Annotated in this window: 21 protein-coding genes; 15 read left to right on the top strand and 6 right to left on the bottom strand. The window is 66.4% G+C overall.

Features of this window, described 5'->3' with window-relative positions; translation table 11 throughout:
• Positions 1-30 precede the first annotated feature (30 nt).
• The 4 genes from rimO (at position 31) to FFS30_RS19440 (ending at position 4,316) form a co-directional block, all read left to right on the top strand.
• Positions 31-1,380 (top strand): 30S ribosomal protein S12 methylthiotransferase RimO, encoded by a 1,350-nt coding sequence (gene rimO, locus FFS30_RS19425; protein WP_137914845.1) that lies wholly within the window; start codon positions 31-33, stop codon positions 1,378-1,380.
• An 8-nt stretch (positions 1,381-1,388) separates the two neighbouring features.
• Positions 1,389-2,204 (top strand): DUF3025 domain-containing protein, encoded by an 816-nt coding sequence (locus FFS30_RS19430; protein WP_137914846.1) that lies wholly within the window; start codon positions 1,389-1,391, stop codon positions 2,202-2,204.
• Between the two features lie 31 nt (positions 2,205-2,235).
• Positions 2,236-3,222: a helix-turn-helix domain-containing protein gene (locus tag FFS30_RS19435; protein WP_137914847.1), complete on the top strand. Its 987-nt coding sequence runs from the start codon at positions 2,236-2,238 to the stop codon at positions 3,220-3,222.
• A gap of 101 nt (positions 3,223-3,323) precedes the next feature.
• Positions 3,324-4,316, top strand: coding sequence for a DJ-1/PfpI family protein (locus FFS30_RS19440; protein WP_137914848.1), 993 nt, complete (start codon positions 3,324-3,326; stop codon positions 4,314-4,316).
• Between the two features lie 24 nt (positions 4,317-4,340).
• Here FFS30_RS19440 and greB read toward each other — a convergent pair whose 3' ends face one another.
• Together greB and FFS30_RS19450 are read right to left on the bottom strand one after the other, a co-directional pair.
• The gene (greB, locus tag FFS30_RS19445; RefSeq protein ID WP_137914849.1) at positions 4,341-4,868 is read right to left on the bottom strand and encodes a transcription elongation factor GreB; all 528 of its coding nucleotides are present in this window, start codon (positions 4,866-4,868) and stop codon (positions 4,341-4,343) included.
• Between the two features lie 68 nt (positions 4,869-4,936).
• Positions 4,937-6,460, bottom strand: a complete 1,524-nt coding sequence (locus FFS30_RS19450) for a helicase HerA-like domain-containing protein (RefSeq protein WP_249352553.1) — start codon at positions 6,458-6,460, stop codon at positions 4,937-4,939.
• A gap of 127 nt (positions 6,461-6,587) precedes the next feature.
• Between FFS30_RS19450 and FFS30_RS19455 the strand changes: the two genes are divergently transcribed.
• The 3 genes from FFS30_RS19455 (at position 6,588) to FFS30_RS19465 (ending at position 11,056) form a co-directional block, all read left to right on the top strand.
• Positions 6,588-7,112, top strand: a complete 525-nt coding sequence (locus FFS30_RS19455; protein WP_171014743.1) for a TlpA disulfide reductase family protein — start codon at positions 6,588-6,590, stop codon at positions 7,110-7,112.
• Positions 7,113-7,198: 86 nt separating this feature from the next.
• A complete protein-coding gene (locus FFS30_RS19460) occupies positions 7,199-8,725 on the top strand; it encodes a transglycosylase SLT domain-containing protein (RefSeq protein WP_137914851.1) in 1,527 nt (508 codons plus the stop codon).
• Positions 8,726-8,911: 186 nt separating this feature from the next.
• The gene (locus FFS30_RS19465) at positions 8,912-11,056 is read left to right on the top strand and encodes an alpha/beta hydrolase-fold protein (RefSeq protein WP_137914852.1); all 2,145 of its coding nucleotides are present in this window, start codon (positions 8,912-8,914) and stop codon (positions 11,054-11,056) included.
• A gap of 51 nt (positions 11,057-11,107) precedes the next feature.
• On the opposite strand, the gene FFS30_RS19470 is transcribed toward FFS30_RS19465, so the two are convergent.
• The 4 genes from FFS30_RS19470 to FFS30_RS19485 all read right to left on the bottom strand — a co-directional run bounded on the left by FFS30_RS19470 (position 11,108) and on the right by FFS30_RS19485 (position 14,157).
• The gene (locus FFS30_RS19470; RefSeq protein ID WP_137914853.1) at positions 11,108-11,650 is read right to left on the bottom strand and encodes a YbhB/YbcL family Raf kinase inhibitor-like protein; all 543 of its coding nucleotides are present in this window, start codon (positions 11,648-11,650) and stop codon (positions 11,108-11,110) included.
• A 116-nt stretch (positions 11,651-11,766) separates the two neighbouring features.
• A complete protein-coding gene (locus FFS30_RS19475; protein WP_137914854.1) occupies positions 11,767-12,561 on the bottom strand; it encodes a helix-turn-helix transcriptional regulator in 795 nt (264 codons plus the stop codon).
• The gene (gene asd, locus FFS30_RS19480) at positions 12,561-13,394 is read right to left on the bottom strand and encodes an archaetidylserine decarboxylase (protein WP_137914855.1); all 834 of its coding nucleotides are present in this window, start codon (positions 13,392-13,394) and stop codon (positions 12,561-12,563) included. Before asd ends, FFS30_RS19475 begins: the two co-directional genes overlap by 1 nt.
• A 118-nt stretch (positions 13,395-13,512) precedes the next feature.
• Entirely contained in the window at positions 13,513-14,157 is a 645-nt protein-coding gene (locus FFS30_RS19485) for an SCO family protein (RefSeq protein WP_171014744.1), read from the bottom strand.
• A gap of 149 nt (positions 14,158-14,306) precedes the next feature.
• Here FFS30_RS19485 and prmB point away from each other — a divergent pair, with 149 nt between their 5' ends.
• The 8 genes from prmB to FFS30_RS19525 all read left to right on the top strand — a co-directional run bounded on the left by prmB (position 14,307) and on the right by FFS30_RS19525 (position 24,033).
• A complete protein-coding gene (gene prmB / locus FFS30_RS19490) occupies positions 14,307-15,224 on the top strand; it encodes a 50S ribosomal protein L3 N(5)-glutamine methyltransferase (protein WP_137914857.1) in 918 nt (305 codons plus the stop codon).
• Positions 15,225-15,380: 156 nt separating this feature from the next.
• Positions 15,381-16,478 carry a chorismate synthase gene (gene aroC / locus FFS30_RS19495; protein ID WP_137914858.1) on the top strand — a complete coding sequence of 366 codons (1,098 nt, stop codon included), beginning with the start codon at positions 15,381-15,383 and terminating at the stop codon, positions 16,476-16,478.
• Between the two features lie 197 nt (positions 16,479-16,675).
• Positions 16,676-17,677 carry a D-glycerate dehydrogenase gene (locus tag FFS30_RS19500; RefSeq protein WP_137914859.1) on the top strand — a complete coding sequence of 334 codons (1,002 nt, stop codon included), beginning with the start codon at positions 16,676-16,678 and terminating at the stop codon, positions 17,675-17,677.
• Positions 17,678-17,831: 154 nt separating this feature from the next.
• Complete coding sequence (locus FFS30_RS19505; protein ID WP_137914860.1) at positions 17,832-18,860, top strand: aspartate-semialdehyde dehydrogenase; 1,029 nt, start codon at positions 17,832-17,834, stop codon at positions 18,858-18,860.
• A gap of 172 nt (positions 18,861-19,032) precedes the next feature.
• Positions 19,033-21,513 carry a FimV/HubP family polar landmark protein gene (locus FFS30_RS24465; protein ID WP_137914861.1) on the top strand — a complete coding sequence of 827 codons (2,481 nt, stop codon included), beginning with the start codon at positions 19,033-19,035 and terminating at the stop codon, positions 21,511-21,513.
• 85 nt (positions 21,514-21,598) lie between these two features.
• Positions 21,599-22,384: a tRNA pseudouridine(38-40) synthase TruA gene (gene truA / locus FFS30_RS19515; RefSeq protein ID WP_137914862.1), complete on the top strand. Its 786-nt coding sequence runs from the start codon at positions 21,599-21,601 to the stop codon at positions 22,382-22,384.
• Complete coding sequence (locus FFS30_RS19520; RefSeq protein ID WP_137914863.1) at positions 22,381-23,028, top strand: phosphoribosylanthranilate isomerase; 648 nt, start codon at positions 22,381-22,383, stop codon at positions 23,026-23,028. The genes truA and FFS30_RS19520 overlap by 4 nt, the downstream gene beginning before the upstream one ends.
• A gap of 3 nt (positions 23,029-23,031) precedes the next feature.
• On the top strand, positions 23,032-24,033 hold the full coding sequence (locus FFS30_RS19525; protein WP_137914864.1) for a cupin-like domain-containing protein: 1,002 nt from the start codon (positions 23,032-23,034) through the stop codon (positions 24,031-24,033).
• Positions 24,034-24,199: the final 166 nt, after the last annotated feature.

Here is a 24,199-nt window from a genome sequence, read left to right on the forward strand (position 1 = left end):
AATCGGTAAATCTCCGTACAGCCAAAAGCCATGCCCGCACGTTCGCAAAAAGTCGGTTTCGTCAGCCTCGGTTGCCCCAAGGCGCTGGTCGATTCCGAACGCATCCTTACCCAGCTCCGCGTCGAGGGCTACGAGATCGTGCCGAGTTACGACGCGGCCGACGTCGTCGTCGTCAACACCTGCGGCTTCATCGACGCCGCGGTGCAGGAATCGCTCGATGCGATCGGCGAAGCGCTCGAAGAAAACGGCAAGGTCATCGTCACCGGCTGCCTCGGCAAGCGCGCCGAGGTGATCCGCGAAGCGCATCCCGACGTGCTCGCGATCTCGGGCCCGCAGGACTACGCGAGCGTGATGAACGCTGTGCACGCGCAACTGCCGCCGAAGCACGATCCGCACATCGACCTGCTGCCGGCCAAGCGCAAGCATGCAGCGGCGGACGATGGCATCGGCATCAAGTTGACGCCGAAGCACTACGCTTATCTGAAGATTTCCGAGGGCTGCAATCACCGCTGCACCTTCTGCATCATACCGTCGATGCGCGGCGATCTCGTTTCGCGCCCGGTCGACGAGGTGCTCGTCGAGGCCGAGAAGCTGGTCAAGAGCGGGGTGCGCGAGCTGCTCGTGATCTCGCAGGACACCAGCGCCTACGGCGTCGATCTCAAGTACGCCGAACGCGAGTGGAAAAGCGGCAAGGTGCGCACGCGCATGACCGAACTCTGCGCCGCGCTCGGCGACCTCGGCGCCTGGGTGCGCCTGCACTACGTCTATCCGTATCCGCACGTCGACGAAGTGATTGCCTTGATGGCGGACGGCAAGATCCTGCCGTATCTCGACATTCCGTTTCAGCATTCGAGCCCGCGCATCCTCAAGCTGATGAAGCGCCCGGCGGCGAGTGCGAAGACGTTGGAGCGCGTGCTCGCGTGGCGCAAGGCCTGTCCCGAGATCACCTTGCGCAGCACCTTCATCGTCGGCTTTCCGGGCGAGACCGATGCCGAGTTCGAGGAGCTGCTCGACTTCCTCGACACGGCCCAGCTCGATCGCGTCGGCGCGTTCGCGTATTCGCCGGTGGACGGGGCGAAGGCGAACGAACTGCCCGGCGCCGTGCCCGAAGAGGTCAAGCAGGAACGCCTCGAGCGCTTCATGACCAAGCAGGCGCAGATCAGTGCGGCGCGCTTGCGCAACAAGATCGGCACCACGCTGCAGGCGCTGGTCGATCAGGTCGGCAAGGACGGCGCGATTGCGCGCACCGCGGCCGACGCGCCCGAGATCGACGGCCTGCTGCACATCGCCGACGGCCACAAGCTCAAGCCGGGACAATTCGTCGATGTCCTCGTCGAGTCGGCCGACGAACACGACCTCGGCGGCCGCCTCGCGCGCTGATCTGGCCGATGCGTTTCGTCGCGCCGGTGCGCGAAGCGGTCGATCCGCTCGTGTTTTCCCGTCCGCCACTCGACGCCTGGAGCGAGTATTCCGCTCTGCTGCAGGGGCCGGTCTGGCCGGCGGTGGCGCAGATCGCTTCGGCCGGCGCAAATGCGCAGAGCGCCGGCGACGCAGCGATGCCGCAGTTCGCCGAGCAGACGCCGGCACTGCTGCGCGACGGTTTGCACTACGAATCGCGTATCGCCGAACGCGGCCAGGTCGCGACACGCGCGGAAAACTGGCATGACCTGCTCAATGCGCTGATCTGGCTGCGTTATCCGGCGATCAAATCGGCACTCAATACGCGCCAGGTCGCCGAAATCGCCGTCGTCGGCGCGAAGCGCCGCAGCCGCGCTCAGTATGCGTTGACTCATTTCGACGAAGCCGGTGTCATCGTGCAGGTCGACGATCCGGCCCTGCTCGGTTTGTGGGACGCGCACGACTGGCATGGCTTGTTCTGGCGCGAGCGCGAAGCCTGGCGCGACGGGCGTATCCGCATCGACGTGTTCGGTCACGCGCTGCTCGAACATTCACTCAAGCCCGGTACGCTGCTGGTCGGCAAGGCGCTCGTGGTCGCGCCGTGCACGAATATGCCGCAGCGCCTGGGCGCGGCCATCCGTGCGGGCGCGCTGCTCAACGACCCACTCGAACTGCGGCCGCTGCCGCTGTCCGGCATCGTCGGTTGGCACGACGGTAATGCGGACGAAGAGTTCTACGCGGCGTCGCCGTGCTTCCGCTCGCGCCGTGCGGGGCGCAGCTATCCGTCGCTGACCGTCCTGCATTGACGCTGCCTGCGCGCACGACACGAAGAAACCGATGAGCCGCACGATCGCAATGTTGATGTATCCGGGAGGTCAGTCGCTTGACGTGACCGGTCCGATGGAAGTGTTTGCGCTCGCCTGCCGGCAGGCGCTCGAAGAAGAGCCCGGACGCGAACCGCCTTACCGCCTGCGTTTCGTCGGTACACAGCGCGGCCCGGTCGGCATGGCCTGCGGCCTCGCGTTGCATGCGGAGTTGGGCTACGCCGAACTGCCTGCGGACGTCGACACCGTGCTGATCAGCGGCGGCATGGGCGATGCGCTCGACCAAGTGCGTGCCGACGCCGACCTGGTCGCCTGGGTGGCGGCCTCTTCCGCGCGCGTGCGGCGCATCGGCGCGATCTGCAGCGGTGCCTTGTTGCTCGCCGAGGCCGGCGTTCTCGACGGGCGCCAGGCGACGACGCATTGGCGCGACGTCGGCGAATTGCGCAGCCGCTATCCCGGCGTGCGCGTCGTGCCGGATGCGATCTATGTCCAGGACGGCAGCGTTTGGACCTCGGCCGGCATCACCGCAGGAATGGATCTGGCGCTGGCCATGGTCGCCGCCGACCTCGGCATGCCGCTCGCACTCAAGGTCGCCAAGCGCATGGTCATGATGGTCAAGCGCTCGGGCGGGCAAACTCAGTTCAGCAATCTGCTCGACGCGCAGCATGCCCCCGATGCGTTCGCCGACCTCGTGCTGTGGCTGCGTGCCGATCTGCGGCGCACGCGCGATGTCGATGCCTTGGCCGAGCGCATGCACATGAGCCCGCGCCATTTCCGCCGCCGCTTCGTCACGCTTTTCGCCACGACGCCGCAAAAGTATCTGGAGCAATTGCGCGTCGAAGCGGCCAAGAGCCTGCTCGAGAACACGCGCAAAGGACTCAAGCGCATCGCCGACGAATGCGGCTTCACTTCCGAGGAAAGCCTGCGGCGCGCCTTCGTCCGTCAATGCGGCGTGCGTCCGCTGCAGTATCGCGAGCGCTTCGGCACGGCCACGCCTTAGCGGCCGCGATGGCCGAATCTGCGCGCTGCTTGTCCGCCGCAAAGCCGGCGGATGTGACATCGTAGTTGCGCGCGTTTGTGCGCAAGCCTCAAGGATTTTTCATGTCATTCAGTCGTTTTTGCGCATCGCTGCTGAGCGTGGCGCTGATGTTCTCGGCGGCCCCAAGCGCGCGCGCGGCGCACGAGGCGCATACCGAACCGAAGATCCAGGTCGGCATCGTTCTCTTCGACGGCGTGCAGATCATCGATTTCAGCGGGCCGTACGAAGTGTTCGGTGCAGCCGGGTTCGGCGTGACCACGCTCAGCGTCGACGGCAAGCCGGTGACCACGGCGATGGGCCTCAAGGTCACGCCCGATCTCGCGTTCGCCGCGGCGCCTGCGTTCGACGTCCTGCTCGTGCCGGGCGGCGATGTCGGCGACGCGAGCAAGGACCCGCGCATTCTCGAATTCGTCCGCGCGCGCACGAAAGGCGCGAAAGCGGTGCTCTCGGTGTGCACCGGAGCTGCGATCGCAGCGGCGTCCGGCGTGCTCGACGGACTCAAGGCGACCACGTTCAAGCCGTATCTGGACAAGTTTGCCAAGGATTTTCCGAAGGTGAATGTGGTCCGCGACGTGCGCTGGGTCGACAACGGCACGGTGATTACCGCCGCGGGCCTCGCCTCCGGCATCGACGGCGCCTTGCACGTCGTTGCGCGGCTGCGCGGCGTCGAAGTCGCGCGCAGCACGGCGGTGCGCCTGGAGTACGACTGGAAGCCCGAAGGCGGTTTCGTGCGCAGCCTGCTCGCAGACCGCTACTTGCCGAATCTCAACGACGTGCGCTGGCCTGCCGATGCGAAGTTCGAGGATCGCTACGCCTACGGCGACCGCGATCAGTGGCGCGCACGCATTCTCGTGCGCGCGGCGACGAAGCCGAAAGATCTGTTGGCCCTGATCGCCGCGAGGATGGAGCAGGCGCCGGGATGGAAGAAGGATGCCGCCGGTGCCGTCTGGCATGCGCAGCAGGAGGGACGGTCCGTGCGTCTGGCCTTCACCACGGAAGGCGACGGTGCCGACGGCAAGGGCTACCTGCTCGACGTGGCGCTCGACGCGCAGTGATCAGGTTGCGGCTCGATCGTGGCGTTACGGACGGCGCGTGCGCGCGTCGTCCGGCGCATCGTAGCCGACCGCGGTGACGACGTAGCGCCGACTGCCCGACGGTAGCGGCGCTTCGAATTCGTCGTCGACGCGTTTCTTCAGCGCTGCGCGCGCGAGCGGCGAATCGATGCTGATCCAGCCGAGCGTCGCATCGGTCTCGTCGGGGCCGACGATGCGCAGGTGCTGGGTGCGGCCGTCGTCGTCTTCGACCGCGAACCAGGCGCCGAAATAGATCGCGCCGCAGTCGCCGGGTTTCTCCGCGGCGATTTTGAGTTCGGGCAGGCGCTTCGATAGATAGCGCACGCGCCGGTCGATCTCGCCGAGCTGTTTCTTGCGGTAGGTATATTCGGCATTCTCCGAGCGGTCGCCTTCGGCCGCGGCCGCGGCGAGCGCCTTGACCACCTCGGGCCGGCGTACGCGCCAGAGTTCGTCGAGCTCGGCCTTGAGCCTGGCCTGTCCTTCGGCGGTGATGATCGCGGTCGAAGCAGCTTGCGCCGGACGCCAGCGGCTCATGTCGCGATCGCCAAAGCAGAAAGGACCAGGCGCGCACGCACACGCATTGGCGCAAGAAGCGGCATGAGCTATTTCTTCAGCAGCGAGCCGAGCACGCCGCGCACGAGCGCGGTGCCGAGGCGGCTGCTGCCGCTGCGGATCGCCGACTTCGCCATCGTCTCGATCATGCCTTGGCGGCGGCCGCTGCCGAGCAGGGCGTCGCTGATCGCCTTGCCCCAGCCCGAGCCGGCAGATTGTTGCGCGCCGCCTTTGCCGGCCGCATCGCCTGCGCCGGGCGTCGCAACCGTATTGCCCGCTCGTTGAGTCAGAATCTCGAAAGCCGATTCGCGGTCGACCGGCGTGTCGTACTTTCCGCCGACCGGCGAGCGCGAGCGGATCGTCGCGCGTTCGGCGTCGGTGATCGTGCCGATGCGGCAGCACGGCGGCACGACCAGCGCGCGCTCGACCGGCAGCGGCACGCCGCCTTCCTGCAGAGTCGAGACCAATGCTTCGCCGACGCCGAGCTGGGTGATGACCTGGGCGACATCGCCGACCGCCGGATTCGGCGCGAAGGTTTGCGCGGCCGCGTTGACCGCTTTCTGGTCGCGCGGCGTGAACGCGCGCAGCGCGTGCTGCACGCGGTTACCGAGCTGGCCGAGGATCACGTCGGGCGCGTCGTCGGGATTCTGCGAGCAAAAGTACACGCCGACGCCTTTCGAGCGGATCAGGCGCACGACCTGCTCGACGCGCTTCTGCAGCGCGGGCGGGCAGTCGTCGAATAGCAGATGCGCTTCGTCGAAAAAGAACACGAGCTTGGGCACGTCGAGGTCGCCGACTTCGGGCAGTTTCTCGAACAATTCGGAAAGCAGCCAGAGCAGGAAGGTCGAATACAGCATCGGCTTGAGGATCAACTGATCCGCGGCGAGGACGTTGACCACGCCGCGTCCCGACATGTCCTGGCGCATGAAGTCGGCGAGATCGAGTGCGGGCTCGCCGAAGAACTGGTCGCCGCCCGCGTTTTCGAGCTGCAGCAGCGAGCGCTGGATCGCCGCGATCGAGGTCGGGCTGATCAGGCCGTATTGTGCCGAGAGATCCTTCGTGTTGTCCTTCTCGGCGGCGAAGCTCAGCATCGCGCGCAGATCCTTGAGGTCGAGCAGCAGCCAGCCGTGGTCGTCCGCGGCCTTGAAAATGATTTCGAGCACGCCCGACTGCACGTCGTTGAGTTCGAGCAGACGCGAGAACAGGTTCGGGCCCATCTCGGACACGGTTGCGCGCACCGGGTGGCCGAGCTTGCCGTAGATGTCCCAGAAGATCACCGGGTTCGCGCTCGGCACGAAGTCGGTGATTCCGAGTTTTTCCAGGCGCGGTTTGAGCTTGTCGCCGACGACCGCAGCCTGCGAGAGGCCGGCGAGATCGCCTTTCACGTCGGCAAGGAACACCGGCACGCCGAGCTTGGAGAAACCTTCGGCCATCACCATGAGCGACACCGATTTGCCGGTACCGGTGGCGCCGGCGATCATGCCGTGGCGGTTGCCGTACCTGGCGCGCAGAAAGATGTCCGGCGTCTTGCTGCCGGGCAACTGGCTCTTGCCGAGAAGAATATCGTTTGCCATTTCCTGTCCCTTGTCTGTTCGCGACGCCCGGGCGAATGTTCTCACGCGCCGCGCCGTTCCGACAGAGCCGCGCCGCCGGCGTGCTAGGATTTCGGCTCGCGGATTCGTCGCCACCAGGGAGGTCTTCATGTTGCGAATCGTTGCTCGTCTGGCGCTGCTGGTTTTGTTCGTATCGAGCGCTCACTGTTTTGCCGCCGCCAAAGCCGGCGATCCGGCCCCCGACGTCACTCTCGGCATGACCTTGTCCGGCGATCCGGCCAAGGTGGCGGACTATGCCGGCAAGGTCGTCGTCGTCTCGTTCTGGGCCACGTGGTGCGGTCCGTGCCGCAAAGAGCTGCCGATCCTCGAAGGCCTGCAGCAAGCGGGCAAGGGCGCGATCCAGGTGATCGCGGTGAACATCGAGAGCCGCGATGTGTTTCGCAAGGCGGCCAAGGTGCTCGGCGATTTGCACTTGTTGCTCGCCAACGACCGCAACGACCGCAGCCAGAAGGTCTACGAGGTCAAGGCGATCCCGCACATGATCATCATCGGCAAGGACGGCAACATCCTCAGCGTGCACAAGGGCTACGGCGAAGAAAGTCTCGACGGCATCGTCGACGAAGTGAATCGCGCGCTCGCCGCGAGCCCGGCCGCGGCGGCGAACAAGGGCTGAACGGTTTGCGTCGCGCCGACGCGAGGGGTTGTCGCATAGCGACACCCTGTGTAACTTGTGCGCGTCTTCACGCACGGTGACCGGGAATGTTCACAATTCGTTATTGCGCAGCAGCGGTTTGCGTCATCGCACTGGCTGGCTGCGCGGGCCAGCCGCAGAAAAAATCGGCCAAGGCCGGCGATGAGAAAGTCAGTCCCGCGGTAGCCGCGCTCTACACGCGTCTTGCCGACGACGAAAAGCGCTATTTCGCCGCGCGCGATCCGGCCACGTTCAAGAACGACGAAGCCGCGGCGACGGCTTCCTACCAGTGGGCCTGGAACGATGCGCAGGACGCCGCCGTGCTCTGCACCAAGACGCACGGCTGCGATACGACCAAGTTCGATGCCGCGTTCGCGCGCATGTCGGGCAATCCGAACGCGGTCGCCGCGGGCGACGAGACGGTGACGCCCGAAGCGACGACAAATGCGGGCGAAGCCTCGGCGGTCGCCGCTGCGGTCCCGGAAGTCGGACGCACGGTAACCCTGCTCAAGGGCCGGGAATTGTCCGAGGTGATGACCCTCAACGGTCCGGTCAAGGTCGCGCTCGAAGAGTGGCTGACTTCGCTGCGTCCGAACCTGATGGACACCTACGAGAACTACCAGTACCTGCGCCACCTGATGTGGCCCGAGTACGAGAAGGCCAAGCTGCCCGAGGCGATCCTGTTCGGCATCATGGCCAAGGAGTCGGGCGGGCGCGTGCATGCGTATTCGCGTTCGGGCGCGGCGGGCCTGCTGCAGTTCATGCCGGCGACCGGCCAGCGCTTCGGCCTGACCTACGAGGACGGTTTCGACCAGCGCTACGATCCGCAGCTCGCGGCGCGTGCGAACGCGGCGTACATCAACGAGCAGCTCGAAATCTTCAACAACAAACTCGAAATGGTCATCGCCGCCTACAACGGCGGCGAGGGCCGCATGCAGCGTCTGGCGAAGGGCGCGCCCGATGCGAATTTCTGGGACCCGCAGATCTTCGCTCAGTTGCCCGCGGAAACGCGCGACTACGTGCCGGTCGTGCTCGCCGCAGCATGGCTCTATCTGCATCCGGAAAAATACAACCTGCAGTTCCCGAAGATCGACGGCCGCCCCGGCACGCTGGTGCTGCAGAAGCGCGCGTCGCTGGCCGAGCTCGGTGTGTGCCTCGGTTCCGAAGGCAATGCGCACGACGGCTGGTTCCGTACATTGCGCAATCTCAACCCGGCCATCGATCCGCGCGATCCGCTGCCGGCATCGTCGCGTCTGCGCGTGCCGCAACAACTCGTGACCCTGTATGAGCGCAACTGCATGCGCGGGGCCTGGGGTTCGGTTGCGAGCGACCTGCATGAGGCCGTGCTCGCGACCCCGGCGCCGGTGATCGCCAGCGCCACGCGCCGCGCACCTCCGCCGCCGCCGGTCGCGAAGGCGCGGCCAAAAGCGGCGCCGACTTATGTCGTGCGGCGCGGTGAGACACTCAGTTCGATCGCGCGCAAGCTCGGCTGCGACAACGCGAACGAACTGGCCAAGGCCAACGGCATCAAGCCGAAGGACATCGGCAACGTGCATCCGGGCCGCGTGCTGCAGGTCGGCGTCTGCACGCAGTAGTCGGCGCGACGGCGTAAGCAACAAAAACTAGCCTCTGAACATAGGTGCGCGCGGTTTTTCTCGACGCCGCGTGCCGCTAGCGTCCGTACGGCCGAACGTTCAGCAAGCGCCCCGACAGAAGGCGCCGCGAGCGGCAGCCGGGCAGGCACGACGTCTCCCGCATTCAATCAATCGGGGAGACTTCGCATGACTGCATCCGCTTTCGCCAAGGCGTGCGGCAATTTGTTGATTGCCGCACTGCTTTCCTGTTGCACCACGACGACCGCGCTGCGCGCCGCGCCGGCGCGGCCGGGCAGCATCGCGCCGGCCAGCGCGTATTCGCCCGCGCTCAAAGGCAAGATCGATTACCAAATTTACCTGCCGCCGGGCTATGCGAATTCGAGCGCGCGCTATCCGTCGCTCTATCTGCTGCATGGGCGTGGCGACTCGATGACGGCGTGGACGCGGGTGAAGAGCGATCTCGACGCGCTGATCGCCGCGGGCAAGATTCCGCCGATCATCGTCGTGATGCCCGACGCGCCGTGGTCCGGCCGCGGCAACTGGTACGTCGATTCGGCCTACACCGGCAGCGACTATCCGGGGCAGCCGGTCGAGACGGCGTTGACCCGAGACCTAGTCAAGGACGTCGACGCCAACTACCGCACCGTGGACGGCCGCTGGGCGCGCGCGATCGGCGGTTATTCGATGGGCGGCGCCGGCGCGCTGCGCTATGTGTTCGCCCACACCGATCTGTTCAGCGCGGCGCTCGTGCTGAGCCCGGCGGTCTATCATCCGCTGCCGCCGAAAGATTCCTCGACGCGCGACTACGGCGCCTTCGGCATCGGCGACAAGCGCTTCGACGATGCGCGCTATCAGCAACTGAGCTACGCCGCGCTGCTCGGGCAGGTCGATCCCGATGTTCCCGTGCACCTGTACCTCGCCGTCGGCGACAAGGAATACGTCAATCCCGAGCCTGAGGACGCGAGCCACGATCTCGATTTCGAAACCGCGGTGGTCTACAACAAACTCGTGCGCGTGCCCGGCGTGTCCGCCGACTGGCGCGTACTCGGCGGCGGCCACGATTGGGACGTGTGGCAGCCCGGTTTCAACGAGGGCGTGCAGAATCTGTTCCGCTACGTCGGCGCCGCGCAGCCGCAGGTGATGGACACGCCGCTGATCGGCACGGCCGGCGACGACTGGGCCGGCGGTGTCGTGCCGGACGGCGCCGGCGGCGTGATCGTCGCCCTGGCCGCGGCCGGTTCGATCGACGGCGCGACCTATGCGGGCAGCACCGACGCGGTCGTCACGCGCTGCGCCGCGAACGGCCAGACCTTGTGGACGACCGAGTTCGGTACGTCCGCCGCCGAGCGGCTGTACGGTGCGATCCGTAATCCCGACGGTTCGGTCACCGTCGCCGGATACACCAACGGCAATCTCGACGGCGCGCATGCTGCGTCGAACAGCGCAGGCGATGCGTTCGCCGCGGCGGTCGGCATCGACGGCAAGCTGCTGTGGAAACGCCAGTACGGCGATCCCAAGGCCGCCGACCGCGCTTATGCGATCGCGCCAGACGGCGCCGGCGGCAGCTATCTCGCCGGCTACACCAAGGGTTCGATCGACGGGGTCACCGCGAACGCGGGCGACAAGGACGCCTTCCTTATGCGCATCGATCGCAACGGCAATCTGCTGTGGAGCCGCCAGTTCGGCGGCCCGGGCGAGGACAAGGCGCTCGCGGTCACGGCCTCGGCGAACGCGGTCTACGTTGCCGGCGTCACTTCGGCAGCGATGCCGGGCGGCAGTTCGGCCGGCGGCACCGACGGCTGGGTCGCGGCGTTCACGCCGGACGGCACGCGCAACTGGCTGCAGCAGGTCGGCACGGCCGGCGACGATCTGATCTCGGGCGCGGCGATCAATCCGAACGGCATCCTGCTCGTCACCGGCACCTTCGGTCAGGGCGAAAACGGCGGCAAAGACGCCGTGGTCATCGCTTATTCGCCGGACGGGCGCCAGCGCTGGCAGCGCCAGATCGGCACGGCCGACGACGATGCGGGCGTCGCGATCGCGGCGCCGAGCGAAGACAACATCACGATCGTCGGCCATACCAAGGGCCGCCTCGCCGCACAGGTCGGCGACCGCGATCTGTTCGCCGCGGTGCTCGACGGACGCGGCAAGGTGCAGAGTCTGCGTCAGTTCGGCACGGTCTACGCCGACGGCGCCGACACGTACTCGGAATCGAACTTGTTTATGGCGTTAGACGGTGCGACCGTCTGGACCAGCGGCGTGACCTACGGCAACACCACGGCGACGCGCAATCACGGCGGCGCCGACGTGTTCGTCTATCCGCTGCGCTGAAGACGATGGGGTGGCGCGTCGCTCTAAGCGGCGCGCCACCGATCGGCACCATCAACGGCCGTAGACGAAGGTCGTTTCGGTCTTTGCCAACGTGTGGCCGTGCAGAAGGAAGCCGATCAGCGCTGCGCTCGCGTCCGCGGGCGCTTCGAGTGCGGCGACGTCAAGCGCGTACAGCGTGAACACATAGTGATGCGGCTTGTCGCCGACCGGCGGGCACGGGCCGCCGTAGCTGCGCGTCGAGTAGTCGTTGCGATGCTGTGTGAATACGGCACCCGCTGCAGGCAGATGATCGATCGTCACCGGGATATCCGTCGCGACCCAATGCCACCAGCCGCTGCCGGTCGGTGCGTCGGGATCGTAGACGGTGAGGGCGAGGCTTTTTGCCTGCGTCGGCACACCGCTCCAATGCAGCGGCGGCGGTGTGTTGCCGCCTTTGCAGCCGAAGCCTGCGTAGACCGCACTGATCGGCAGCATGGCGCCGTCGGCGAAGGCGGGACTCCACAAACGAAACTTGTCCGCGTCGGCAGCCCGCGCGTGGCCCGCCGCCAACGCCGCACAGAAAGCGACGATTGCCGCGGTGCGAATAGTTGCCATGTTTATGATCTCCGTCTCGATGAAAGGGAGATGCAAGGCTAGTGGCGCAGAAAGCGCCGCATTGTCCGCTCGCGCTCGATCTTTGTTCTTTCGCGCTCAGCGCGCGTCGTCGATGCTCAGCCGCGTAGCGTGCTCGGGGTGACGCCGAAGCGTGCGCGAAAGCGCTGGGTGAAGCGCGATGCCGAACCGTAGCCGCAGCGCTCGGCGATGCGCGCGATCGGCGCGTCGCTGCCTTGCACCCAGGCCAGCCCGGCCGACAGGCGCAGATCGTCGAGCAGTCCGCTGTAGCTGGCGTCTTCGTCGGCAAGCCGGCGGCGCAGAGTCGCGGGACTGATGTGCAGCGCCTCGGCAACCTCGGCCGGTGCGGGCGGTGCGGCGAGGTTCCCGGCCAGATGGCGGCGCACGCGTTCGGCGAAACTCGGGCGGCACATAGCCCATACGGGCACGTTGCAGGCATCGAGTGCGGAGGCGACCTCGGCGACGCGCGCAGCGAGCACGCCGGCCGGCAACGCGGGCTCGTCGAGGCCTTGGCCGAGGCGTGCGACCGCCTCGCTCAGATAATCAGGCATCGACGCCAGATGGAATGCGGCGGTCGGCGCCGAGACGGCGTGGGTCTCGCGCGCGGCCTCGCGCATCGCAGCGGTTTCGATCTCGATGCAGAGGGCTTCGTAGCGGCCACGCGCGGGAGGTGCGTTCTCGATTGCCAGCACCGCGCCCGCAGCCACCGCGATCAGGCTACCCGGCCCGGCATCGATGTCCCTGTGTACATCGCCGATGCGTTTGCTGCCGGCATCGACGCGGATCAGCGTGAATCGCGGGAACGGCACCGCGGCGATACGTTGCCGGCGGCGCACCGACAGGCGGATGCTTCCGAGTTGCAGATTCCCGGCCGGCGCTTCGCGTTCGCGCATCAGCCGCCGAGCGCAGCGCCGACGCGCACCGCGGCGCCGGGCTGAGGAAACGTCTGCATCTGCACGGCAGGCGGCAACAGCAGGATCACGGTCGAACCCATATTGAAACGGCCCATCTCGGCGAAGCGTTCGAGGCGGATTTGCTTGTCGCGCCAGTCCTTGTGCGTGATTGCGCTCGCGTAAGGCGGAATCTCGAGGCCGCTCCAGACCGTCTCCACGCTCGACACGAGCATGGCGCCGACCATGACGATGGCGAAAGGCCCATGCTCGCCATCGAAATGGCAGACCAGGCGTTCGTTGCGCGCGAACAGCCGTGGCACGGCTTCGACGGTGAACGGCGCGACGCTGAACAGCCTTCCAGGCACATGCACGGTCTCGCGCAGGGTGCCGGCCAGCGGCATATGCACGCGGTGATAGTCGCGTGGCGACAGATAGACGGTGACGAATTGTCCGTTCGTATACTTTTGTGCTTCGATCTCGTCGCCGAGCAGTTCGGCGACGGAGAAGTCGAAGCCCTTAGCCTGGAAGATGCGGCCCTCGCGGATCGGTCCGGCCTGGCTGATCTTGCCGTCGGCCGGGCAGGCGATCGCGTGCGGATCGGACGGCGCGTTGCGCGCGCCGGGCTTGAGCGCGCGCGTGAAGAACGTGTTGAAGCTCGCGTAGGCCAACGCGTCAGGCTGCACGGCTTCGCTCATGTCCACGGCGTAGTTCTTGACGACGGTGGAGATAAGGAAATTCTTCCACGGCGCCAAGGTCCAGCGCGTCGCCCAGTAGACGATGCGCGACAGCGCGCGGTGCGGCAGCAGGTATTGCAGGAGCAGGCTGGGTGTCATAAGGGTGAGAAGAGCATTTTTGCCACGGATCAAATCGGATGGAACGCGGATAAAAGCGGATCAAGACACGACAATATTTTTATCCGACTTTATCCGCTCTGATCCGTGGCGAATGCTTTTATCTTTTGGTAGCGGCCAATGTGGCCATGTCGTCGACGAGATCCTTGACCGCGAACGGCGGGCGGAACAGGCCGACGAGCTTGCCCTGCGGATCGACGATGACGATCGTTCCCGAATGATCGACCTCGATGCTGCCGTCGTCCTTCTTCGTGCGCGAATAGATCAGGCCGAGCGAGCGCGTAAGCTTGGTCAGTTCGGCGTCGGTGCCGGTCGCGGCGATGAAGTCGGGGCTGAAGAAACTCACGTAACGGTTCAACGCGTCGGGCGTGTCGCGCTCTGGATCGACCGAGATGAAATCGATGCGCAGCTTGTCCTGCACGCCGCGTTTGCCGAGTTCGGCCCAGACCGATTTCAGTTCGGCCAACGTGGTCGGGCAAACGTCGGGGCAGGTCGTGTAACCGAAGTAGACGAAATTCCAGTGGCCGCGCCAATCGGCCAAGGTCAGCGGCTTGCCGTTGGCCTGGGTCAGGCCGAAGTCGGGCACGGCGCGCGCTTCGGGATAGAGCAGGGCGCTCGCGAGTTTCGGCTGTGCCGGCGCGCTCGCGTAGCGCGTGCCGAGCCACAGGCCGAACGCGGCGACGACGGCGGCGAGCAGGATGAGTACGGTGAGGTTCGGGCGCGAGGCCGGTGCGGGTGAGTTCATGCCGGCATTATAGCGGGGCGGAAAGGCGCTCCCGGCGGACTCGTTGTCGCAGAGTGAATTGCGCGCTTGCGCCGGTTCGACACGCGGCATTTCGCTGCGTGCCCTATATCCGCAAAGGCCGTGAACGCCGGATTCGGTATACTCGCGCCATGACTACCGAACTTTCCACGATCATCGATTTCATCCGCTACGGCGCAAGCCGTTTCGCCGGCGCCGGACTCACCTTCGGCCACAGTTACGACAACGCGCTCGACGAAGCGACGCATCTGGTGCTGCACACCCTGCATCTTCCGCACGATCTTTCGCCGGCCTACGGTTCGGCGAAGCTGACTGCGGCGGAGAAGAAAGCCGTGCTCAAGCTGGTCGAGCGGCGCATCAAGGAACACAAGCCGGTCGCTTACCTGACCGGCGAAGCCTGGTTCGCCGGGCTCAAGTTCAAGTCCGACGAGCGCGCGCTCGTGCCGCGCTCGCCGATCGCGGAAATGATCTTGAACGGTTTTTCGCCGTGGCTCGACAACCTCGTCGTACGGCGCGCGCTCGACCTCTGCACCGGCTCGGGCTGCATCGGCATCGCGATGGCCTCGCATAATCCTGACTGGCGCGTCGATCTCGTCGACGTCAGTGACAAGGCGCTGTCGCTCGCGCGCGAGAACATCGAATTCCAGAACGTCGAAGACCGCGTGCGCGCGCTCAAGTCCGATCTGTTCGCCAAGCTCAACGGCGAAGTCTACGACCTGATCGTCAGCAATCCGCCCTACGTCACCGAGCAGGAATTCGCCGCGCTGCCGCCCGAATACGGCCACGAACCGGCGCTAGGTTTGAAAGCCGGTCGCGACGGCCTCGATTTCGCCCTGCGCATTCTCGACGAAGCGCCGGCCCATCTGGCCAAGAACGGCTGGCTGATCGTCGAAGTCGGCGAATCGGAGCGTGCGCTCGTCGAACTGCTGCCGAAGTTGCCGCTCAACTGGATCGAATTCGAAGTCGGCCAGATGGGTGTGTTCGCGATCTCGCGTGAGGACATCGTTGCGCATGCGAAGGCGATCAAGGCGGTGCTGAAGAAGCGCTAGTTTCGCCTTCTCCCGTCGGGAGAAGGTGCGCGAAGGGCGGATGAGGGAAGAGCCTTTCGGGTTTTCACGGCGTTTCGTGATGGAGCGTCTTTCCCTCATCCGGCGCTGCGCGCCACCCTCTCCCGGCGGGAGAAGGGAAGCAAGAGCGAGTACAGAGTGTCGAGCAATTCGTTTGGAAAGTTGTTGACGGTAACGACCTTCGGCGAAAGCCACGGTCCCGCGATCGGCTGCGTCGTCGACGGTTGTCCGCCGGGGCTCGACATCGCGGCGGAAGAGTTCCGCCGCGATCTCGAGCGGCGCGCGACGGGCAAGTCGCGCCATACGTCGCAGCGGCGCGAGGCGGACGAGATCGAGATTCTTTCCGGCGTCTATGAAGGCAAGACCACGGGCACGCCGATCGCGCTGCTGATCCGCAATACCGACGCGCGCTCGAAGGACTACGCGGAAGTAGCGCAGACGTTCCGGCCTGCGCATGCCGACTACACCTATTGGCAGAAGTACGGCATCCGCGATCCGCGCGGCGGCGGGCGTTCGTCCGCACGCGAGACGACGATGCGCGTCGCCGCGGGCGTGATCGCGAAGAAGTGGCTGCAGCAGCGCTACGGCGTCGTCGTGCGCGGCTATCTCTCGCAGATCGGCGAGGTGACGCCGAAGTCGTTCGACTGGAGCGCGGTCGAAGAGAATCCGTTCTTCTGGCCCGACTCTGCGGCGGTGCCGGAACTGGAAAAGTACATGGACGCGCTGCGCAAGTCGGGCGATTCGGTCGGCGCGCGCGTCACCGTCGTCGCCGACGGCGTGCCGCCCGGCTGGGGCGAGCCGATCTACGGCAAGCTCGATCAGGACATCGCCTCGGCGCTGATGTCGATCAACGCGGTCAAAGGCGTGGAGATCGGCGACGGCTTCGCCGCGGTCGCGCAGCGCGGCAGCGAACATCGCGACGAAATCTCGCCGCAGGGTTTTCTTTCCAATCACTCCGGCGGCATTCTCGGCGGCATTTCCTCGGGTCAGCAGATCGTCGCTTCGATGGCGCTCAAGCCGACTTCGAGCATCCTGATCCCGGGCCACAGCGTGAATTTGCAGGGCGAGCCGGTCGAGATGCGCACCAAGGGTCGTCACGATCCTTGCGTCGGTATCCGCGCGACGCCGATCGGCGAGGCGATGGTCGCGCTCGTGCTGATGGATCACGCACTGCGCCACCGCGCGCAGTGCGGCGACGTGGGGCCGATCGCGCCGTTGATCGCGGGCTCGGTGTAGACGGCAAAGCAATTGGCCACGGATTGCACGGATGAAGACGGATCGAGCTTTGACTCGTCGCTGCCGTGAAGGCCGAGATTCGGCGTCTTTGTTCTGCTGCAGCGATTTGAAAGTCCCTGGATTCCGGCTTCCGCCGGAATGACAAAAAAATTTCCTGATCCGTGTCCATCCGTGTAATCCGTGGTCGAAACGCTCTTATGAATGCCTCCGCACAACGTCCGAAAGTCTGGGTCTCGCGTCCTCTGTTCGACGATATTCTCGATCGCCTGCGTGCGTACTTCGACGTTGAAGTCGAAAGCGAAGACCGCGATTGGACACGCGCGCAGATGGCCGAGAAGCTGCGCGACAAGACCGGCGCGGTGCTCGGCGTCGCCGATCCGGTCGATGCCGGCGTGATCGCGCAGACACCGCTGCTGCGCGCGGTCGCCAACCGCGGCGTTGGCTACAACAATCTCGACATCGCCGTGCTCGCCAAAGCCGGCATCGTCGCGACCAACACGCCGGGCGTGCTCGACGAGACCACGGCCGACTTCGCCTGGGCGCTCATGCTCGCGACCGCGCGCCGCGTCACCGAGGCCGAGCGCTATCTGCGTGCGGGGCAGTGGAAGGGCATGTCGTTCCACATCATGCTCGGCGGCGACATCCACGGCCGCACGCTCGGCATTCTCGGCATGGGCCGCATCGGTCAGGCCATCGCACGGCGGGCGAGCGGCTTCCGCATGCCGGTGATCTATCACAACCGTTCGCGTGTCGATGCGGCGATCGAGCAGGACTGCAGGGCTCGCTACGTCGATCGCGACACGCTGCTGCGCGAAGCGGATTTCCTCGTGCTCGCCGTGCCGATGAGCGCGCAGACGCGGCATATCGTCGGCGCAGCGGAACTCGCGCTGATGAAAACCGATGCAATCCTGGTCAATATCGCGCGCGGCGGCGTGGTCGACGACACGGCGCTGGTCGCCGCGCTCAAACAGAAGCGCATCGCCGGTGCCGGGCTCGACGTGTTCGAGCACGAGCCGGCCGTTCCCGCGGACATGCTGGCGCTCGACAATGTCGTGCTGACCCCGCATATCGCGAGCGCGAGCTTGGCGACGCGGCGCGCGATGGCGAGCCTCGCAGTCGATAACCTGATCGCGGCGCTCGGGCATGGGCCGAGCGCAGGCAAACCGCCCAATCCCATTTCTGCCGGTCCGTCGGCGTAAGCGTTATTGCGGCTAGTGCCGGAACGGCGCGGAAAGGGCAGGCGGGCCGGTCCGATTTGGACGTCCAAACGTCTATTCTCCGCCGCCGGACTGCGTGCTATGCTGCTGCGCAACAAACAGAAGATCCACTCCCCGAAGCCGTGAGTTGAAAACGATGAGCAAGAAGGACAAGTACAAGGTTGCGATAGTCGGTGCCACCGGTGCCGTTGGCGAAACGCTGCTGTCGATCCTCGCCGAGCGCAAATTCCCGATTTCCGAACTCGTGCCGCTGGCCAGCGAGCGCAGCGCGGGCGGCCAGGTCGAATTCGGCAACAAATCGATCACGGTGCACGATCTCGCCAAACACGACTTCAAGGACGTCGACATCGCCTTCTTCTCCGCGGGCGGCAGCGTGTCGAAGGTGCATGCGCCGCGCGCGGCGGCGGCCGGTGCGGTGGTCATCGACAACACCTCAGAGTTCCGCTACCAGGACGACATCCCGCTCGTGGTCAGCGAGGTGAATCCGCATGCGATCGCGCAGTACACCAACCGCGGCATCATCGCCAACCCGAACTGCTCGACCATGCAGATGCTCGTCGCGCTCGCGCCGATCCACCGCAAGTACGGCATCAAGCGCATCAACGTCGCCACCTACCAGTCGGTCTCGGGCGCGGGCCGCTCGGGCGCCGAAGAACTCGGCAAGCAGACCGCGGCGCTGCTCAACTTCCAGGAATATCCGCCGTCGAAGTTCTCCAAGCAGATCGCGTTCAACGTGATCCCGCACATCGATGAGTTCCAGGCCAACGGCTACACCAAGGAAGAAATGAAGATGGTCTGGGAGACGCAGAAGATTCTCGAGGACAAGTCGATCCTCGTGAACCCGACCGCGGTGCGCGTGCCGGTGTTCTACGGCCATTCCGAGGCCGTGCACATCGAGACGCGCGACAAGGTCACGGCCGAGGAAGCGCGCGCGCTGCTCGAAACCGCGCCCGGCGTGAAAGTGATCGACGAGCGCAAGGCCGGCGGCTATCCGACCCCGGTCGGCGACGCGGCCGGTAAGGACGAGACCTTCGTCGGCCGCATCCGCGAGGACGTGTCGCATCCCCACGGCCTCGACCTGTGGATCGTTTCCGACAATATCCGCAAGGGCGCCGCGCTCAACGCGGTGCAGGTCGGCGAGCTGCTTATCGCCTCATATATTTGATCGGGTAGGCATTCGGGGCCGCATTCGCGGCCTCTGGCTCTTGCGAAAAACGCAATGGCGTTTCATAGTTATGCCCCTTAGGTAATGTGCATTCTAGAATTGCACTGCCGGGCTGAGTCCCGGCACTTTGCCGTTGCGCCTGACTTAAGAGTCGATTTTCTGGGGAAATGCCATGAAAGGGCCGATCAAATCTGCGCTGTCCGTTGCCTTGGCTATGGCCGCAAGCCAAGCGTTCGCGCTTAGCTTGGGGCAGATCCAGATCAAGTCCGGGCTGAACCAGCCGCTGCTCGCCGAAATTCCCGTCATCGCCGATTCCGCGGCCGAAGCCGAGGACTTGCGCGTCGACCTGGCTTCGGCCGAGGATTTCCAGCGTGTCGGCCTGTCCCGCGCCCGGGTCACCGTACCGATCGAATTCTCCGTGGCGAACAACGGCCGCGGGCAGAAGGTGATCCGTCTCACAACGAAAGAGGCGGTGCGCGAACCGTTCCTAGACTTCCTCGTCGAAGCGAGCTGGAGCAAGGGCAAGCTGCTGCGCGAGTACAGCGTCCTGCTCGACCCGCCGGTGACCGCGCCGGCGGTGCTCGCGTCAACGACCAAGCCGGCGGAAAAGCCGAAACCGGTCGAGGCCGCGCCGCGTGCCCCGGTCAGCCAGAGCCGCCCCGCCGAGGAACCGAAGCCGGTGGCCCAGGCTGCACCTGCCCCGGCCCCACGCCCGGCGCCTGCGGCGCCGCCGCCCGCGACCGCGGCTTCGCGCGGCGGCAGCGAATACACCGTGCAGCGCGGCGATACGCTGACTCAGATCGCGCACGAACACGGCGACGACCAGCGCGATTTCAATCGCATGCTGGTCGCGCTGTACAAAGCCAATCCCGAAGCCTTCGCGGGCAACATGAACGCGCTGAAGACGGGCGCGGTGCTGCGCATCCCGTCGTCGGACGAAGTGCGTGCGGCCGGTTCCCTGCGTGAAGCCGCCGCGGCAGTGCGCGCGCAGTATCAATCCTGGCAGGGCACCGGTGCGGCGACCCTGGTCGCCAATACCGGCGCGGCGCCGGCATCTGATAAGACTGCTCCCGCTGCCGCACCGCAAAAGGCCGCGTCCGAGCGCGTGGCCCTGGTGCCGCCGTCCGGCGCCGGTGGCGAAACCGGATCGAGCCGCGGAGGTTCCGGCGGCGGCAACAAGGAATCCGCCGCGCTGCGCGCCGATCTCGCGCGCACGAAAGAGGTTCTGTCGAGCCGCGAGCAGGAGACCGGCGAACTCAAATCGCGCGTCACCCAGCTCGAGGACATCAACAACAAGAGCCAGCGCCTGATCTCGCTCAAGGATTCGGAGATCGCCGAGCTGCAGAACAAGCTCAAGCAGCTCGAAGCGGCAAAGGGCGGGGCAAAGCCCGCGGATACCGCAGCAGCTGCAGCCGCCGCTGCGGCGGCTAAACCTGTCACGCCGCCGGCAGCGACGCCTGTTCCGGTGCCTGCCGCTCCCGCGCCTGCACCTGCGCCGGTTGCTGCGACTCCGGCGCCTGTTCCGACGCCTGCTCCGGTCGCAGCCGCACCTGCACCTGCACCCACGCCGGCCGCGCCGCCCGCCGTACCGGCCGCAGCGCCGGCACCTGCGCCCGTAGCTGCATCGCCCGCGGCGACGCCGAGCCCGGCTGCGACGCCGGCTCTGGCGCCTCCTGCACCTCCGGCCGCACCCAAGCCGACCGCCGCCGCGGCGCAAAAAACCGCGACCACGCCAGCGGCCAAGCCGGCGACACCGTCGTCGGCCGCAAAGCCCTGGTATGCCGACTACATCGGCGACAACCCTTACGCGCTCTATGGCGCGGGCGGTGTTCTCGTGCTGATCGCCGGCTGGCTGCTGAGCCGCGTGTTCGGCAAGAAAAAAGTCAATCCGCGTCCCACTGCGGCCGCCGCGGCCGTCGCCAGCGAGGAGATCGGCACCGACGAAGAAGCCCGGCTCGAGAAGGAAGCTGAGCATTACTACGACGACGCGCCGGCCGCCGCTGCGGCCGCGCCGCAGCACACACACCCGGTCGAAAGCGACGACGAGATCGAGCAACTGCGCCGCCATTTCGACGACGGCGATGCCGACCGTTTTGTCGCCCTCGCGCATTCGCTGCACGAGAAGCTGCCGGAAGATTCGCCCGAGTGGCATGAAGTCGCCGAGCTCGGTCGCCAGTTGCTGCCGGGCAGCCCGCTTTTCGCCGAATCCTCGCGCGCAGCGCAGGACGGGCATCATCCGGACGAGTTCTTCTTCGACGACGAGCCCGGCGCCAAGCGCGCCGACGCGGTCCACGACGACGCTCACTCGCACGACGCACAGATCAAGGCGATGGCCGATCTCGACGAGCCGCTCGCGTTCGAGCCGCGCAGCGAGCACAGCAACGAGTCGAGCGAACTGGCCGACCTGGAATTCGAGCGCGAATTCGGCAAGCACCTCGACGCGGAACCCGAGGCGCTCGCGGGCGACGACGAACCGGGCCATCATCATTCCGGTCTGCTCGACGAGGACACCATCGGCACGCGTCTCGATCTCGCCCGCGCCTATCTCGACATGGGTGATCCGGAAGGCGCGCGCTCGATGCTCGACGAGGTGCTCTCCGAAGGCAATCCGACGCAGAAGGAAGAGGCGCGCAAGCTGCTCGCCGAGATTTGAACGCCAACGCCGCGCACGCCGCGGCCAATCCCCTGAAAGCGCGCTGCTACAATCGGCGCGCTTTTTTGTTTTCGGCGGAAGCATTTTGCGCATTGCACTCGGCATCGAATACGACGGCACCGATTTCCACGGCTGGCAGCGCCTGAGCCACACGCCGAGCGTGCAGGCCGCGGTCGAGACGGCGCTGTCCAAGGTCGCCGACGAAGCGATCGAAGTCACCTGCGCCGGGCGCACCGACGCCGGCGTGCATGCGCGCTGCCAGGTCGTGCATTTCGACACCAACGCGCAGCGCAGCGAGCGCGGCTGGACGCTCGGCGCGAGTTCAAATCTTCCGTCGAGCATCGCCGTACTGTGGGCGCAGCCGGTCGCCGAAGACTTCCACGCGCGCTTCTCTGCGCTGGCGCGGCGCTATCGCTATACGATCCTCAACCGCCCGGTGCGCGCCGCGCTCGACGCGCGCCACGCCGCCTGGGAGCGCGTGCCGCTCGACGCGGCGGCGATGCACGCGGCGGCACAGGTCCTGGTCGGCGAGAACGACTTCAGCGCGTTCCGCACGGTCGCTTGTCAGGCGCGCACGCCGATGCGCAACGTGCACGAGATTGCGGTCGCGCGCGACGGCGGCCACGTTACCGTCGAGATCCAGGCCAACGCGTTCCTCCATCACATGGTACGCAATATCGTCGGCAGCCTGCTGCCGATCGGCCGCGGTGAGGAAGCGCCCGATTGGATCGCGCAGTTGCTCGCCGGCCGCGACCGCGCCGTGGCGGGGCCGACCGCGGTTGCACAAGGGCTCACGTTCCTGCGGCCGTACTATCCGGCAGAATATGGCCTGCCCGAGGAATTCAGCTGGCCGGCGAAGGAGGCGCGATGAAACCGGAAAAGCCGAATCTGCGCACACGCATCAAATTCTGCGGCATGACGCGCGTCGAGGACGTGCGCGCCGCGGTCGCGCTCGGCGTCGATGCGATCGGCGTCGTGCTGACCGACAAGAGCAAGCGCTACGCCGGCATCGAGCGCGCGCGCGAGATCCGCATGGCGCTTCCGCCGTTCGTCGATCTGGTCGCGCTGTTTATGGACGACATGCCGGGCTTCATCGCCGAAGCGGTCGCCGCGGTGCAGCCCGATCTGCTGCAGTTTCACGGCGACGAAACCGCACAGGACTGTGTGCGCTACCGCGTGCCGTACCTGCGGGCCGTGGCGATGGGCGGCGGTGTCGATCCGGCCGAGGTCGTGCGCGCGCATCCGGCCGCGGCCGGATTCGTGCTCGACGGCCACGCTGCGGGCGAGCAGGGTGGCAGCGGCAAGACCTTCGACTGGTCGGCGGCGATACGCGGTCTGATCAAGCCTGTGGTTCTGGCCGGCGGCCTGACCGCGCACAATGTCGGCGACGCGATCCGCGCGCTGCGGCCTTACGCGGTCGACGTTTCCAGCGGCATCGAGTCCGCGCCGGGTATCAAGGACGCGGCCAAGCTGCGCGCCTTCGTCGACGCGGTACGCGCGGCGGACGCGGCCTAGCGCATGGCGCACGCGGTCGAGGAATTCGCGGGCGCCGGCCGCGCTTTTGCGCGCGAGGACCTCACCGGCCTCGACCGGCCTCTCGTGATCCGCGGCCTGGTCCGCGACTGGCCGCTCGTGCGCACGCGCCTGTCCGATGCCGACTTCGCCGCGCGCCTTGCCGCGTTCGACAGCGGCGCGCCGGTCGACGCCCTCGTCATGCAGCCCGGCGAAGACGGCGTGATCGGCTACAACGCAAACTTCGATGGTTTCAACTACGAACACCACCGTGTCTCGGTCGGCAAAGGCCTGCAGCGCCTGCTCGATTTGGCAGCGTACGAGCGCGTGCCGGGCATTGCGATCCAGAGCGCGCCGATCCCGCGCTGCCTGCCGGGCTTTCTTGCCGAGCATGGCCTGTCGTTTCTCGACACGAGCGTGGAGCCGCGCATCTGGATCGGCAACCGCGTCACCACGCCCGCGCATTTCGACGAGTATCACAACATCGCCTGCGTGCTGCGCGGGCACCGCCGCTTCACCCTGTTCGCGCCCGAGCAGGTCGGCAATCTCTATGTCGGCCCGCTTGAGTTCGCGCCGACCGGCGCGGCGATCAGCATGGCGCGGCTCGACCGCCCCGACGATCCGCGCCATCCGCGCCTCAAGCTCGCCCTCGCCGCGGCGCAGGTCGCCGAACTCGAAGCGGGCGATGCGATCTACGTACCGCCGATGTGGTGGCACCATGTTGCTTCGCTCGACCCGCTCAACGCGCTCGTCAACTACTGGTGGAAGTTTGTGCGCAGTGACGGCTATGCGCCGCAGACCGCGCTCGGCTGCCTCATGCACGATATCCTCGCGTTCCGCTCGCTGCCGCCGGCCGAGAAGCGCGCCTGGAAGGTGCTGCTCGACCACTACGTCTTCGGTGAGGATGACCCCGCGGCGCATATCCCGCCCGAGCGCCGCGGCATGCTCGGCACGCTGACGCCCGAGAAAGTGGCCGAGCTGCGCGAGAAGATCCGCAGCTATCTCTGAAATCCGGCGCGGCACCGCGTTTACAGCGAAACCGCGCGAGATTGTGTACGCTATAGCCACACCATGAGCATCTCGCCTCGTCCATCGTCGCCGTTCGGCCGCTCCCTGCGCCGCTGGCGCCGCGTGCCCGCGGCCGCGGTTCGATAACCGCCCGCAGCGTCGCGCG

This window comes from Rudaea sp. 3F27F6, from assembly GCF_005503555.1.
Lineage (GTDB): Bacteria > Pseudomonadota > Gammaproteobacteria > Xanthomonadales > Rhodanobacteraceae > Rudaea.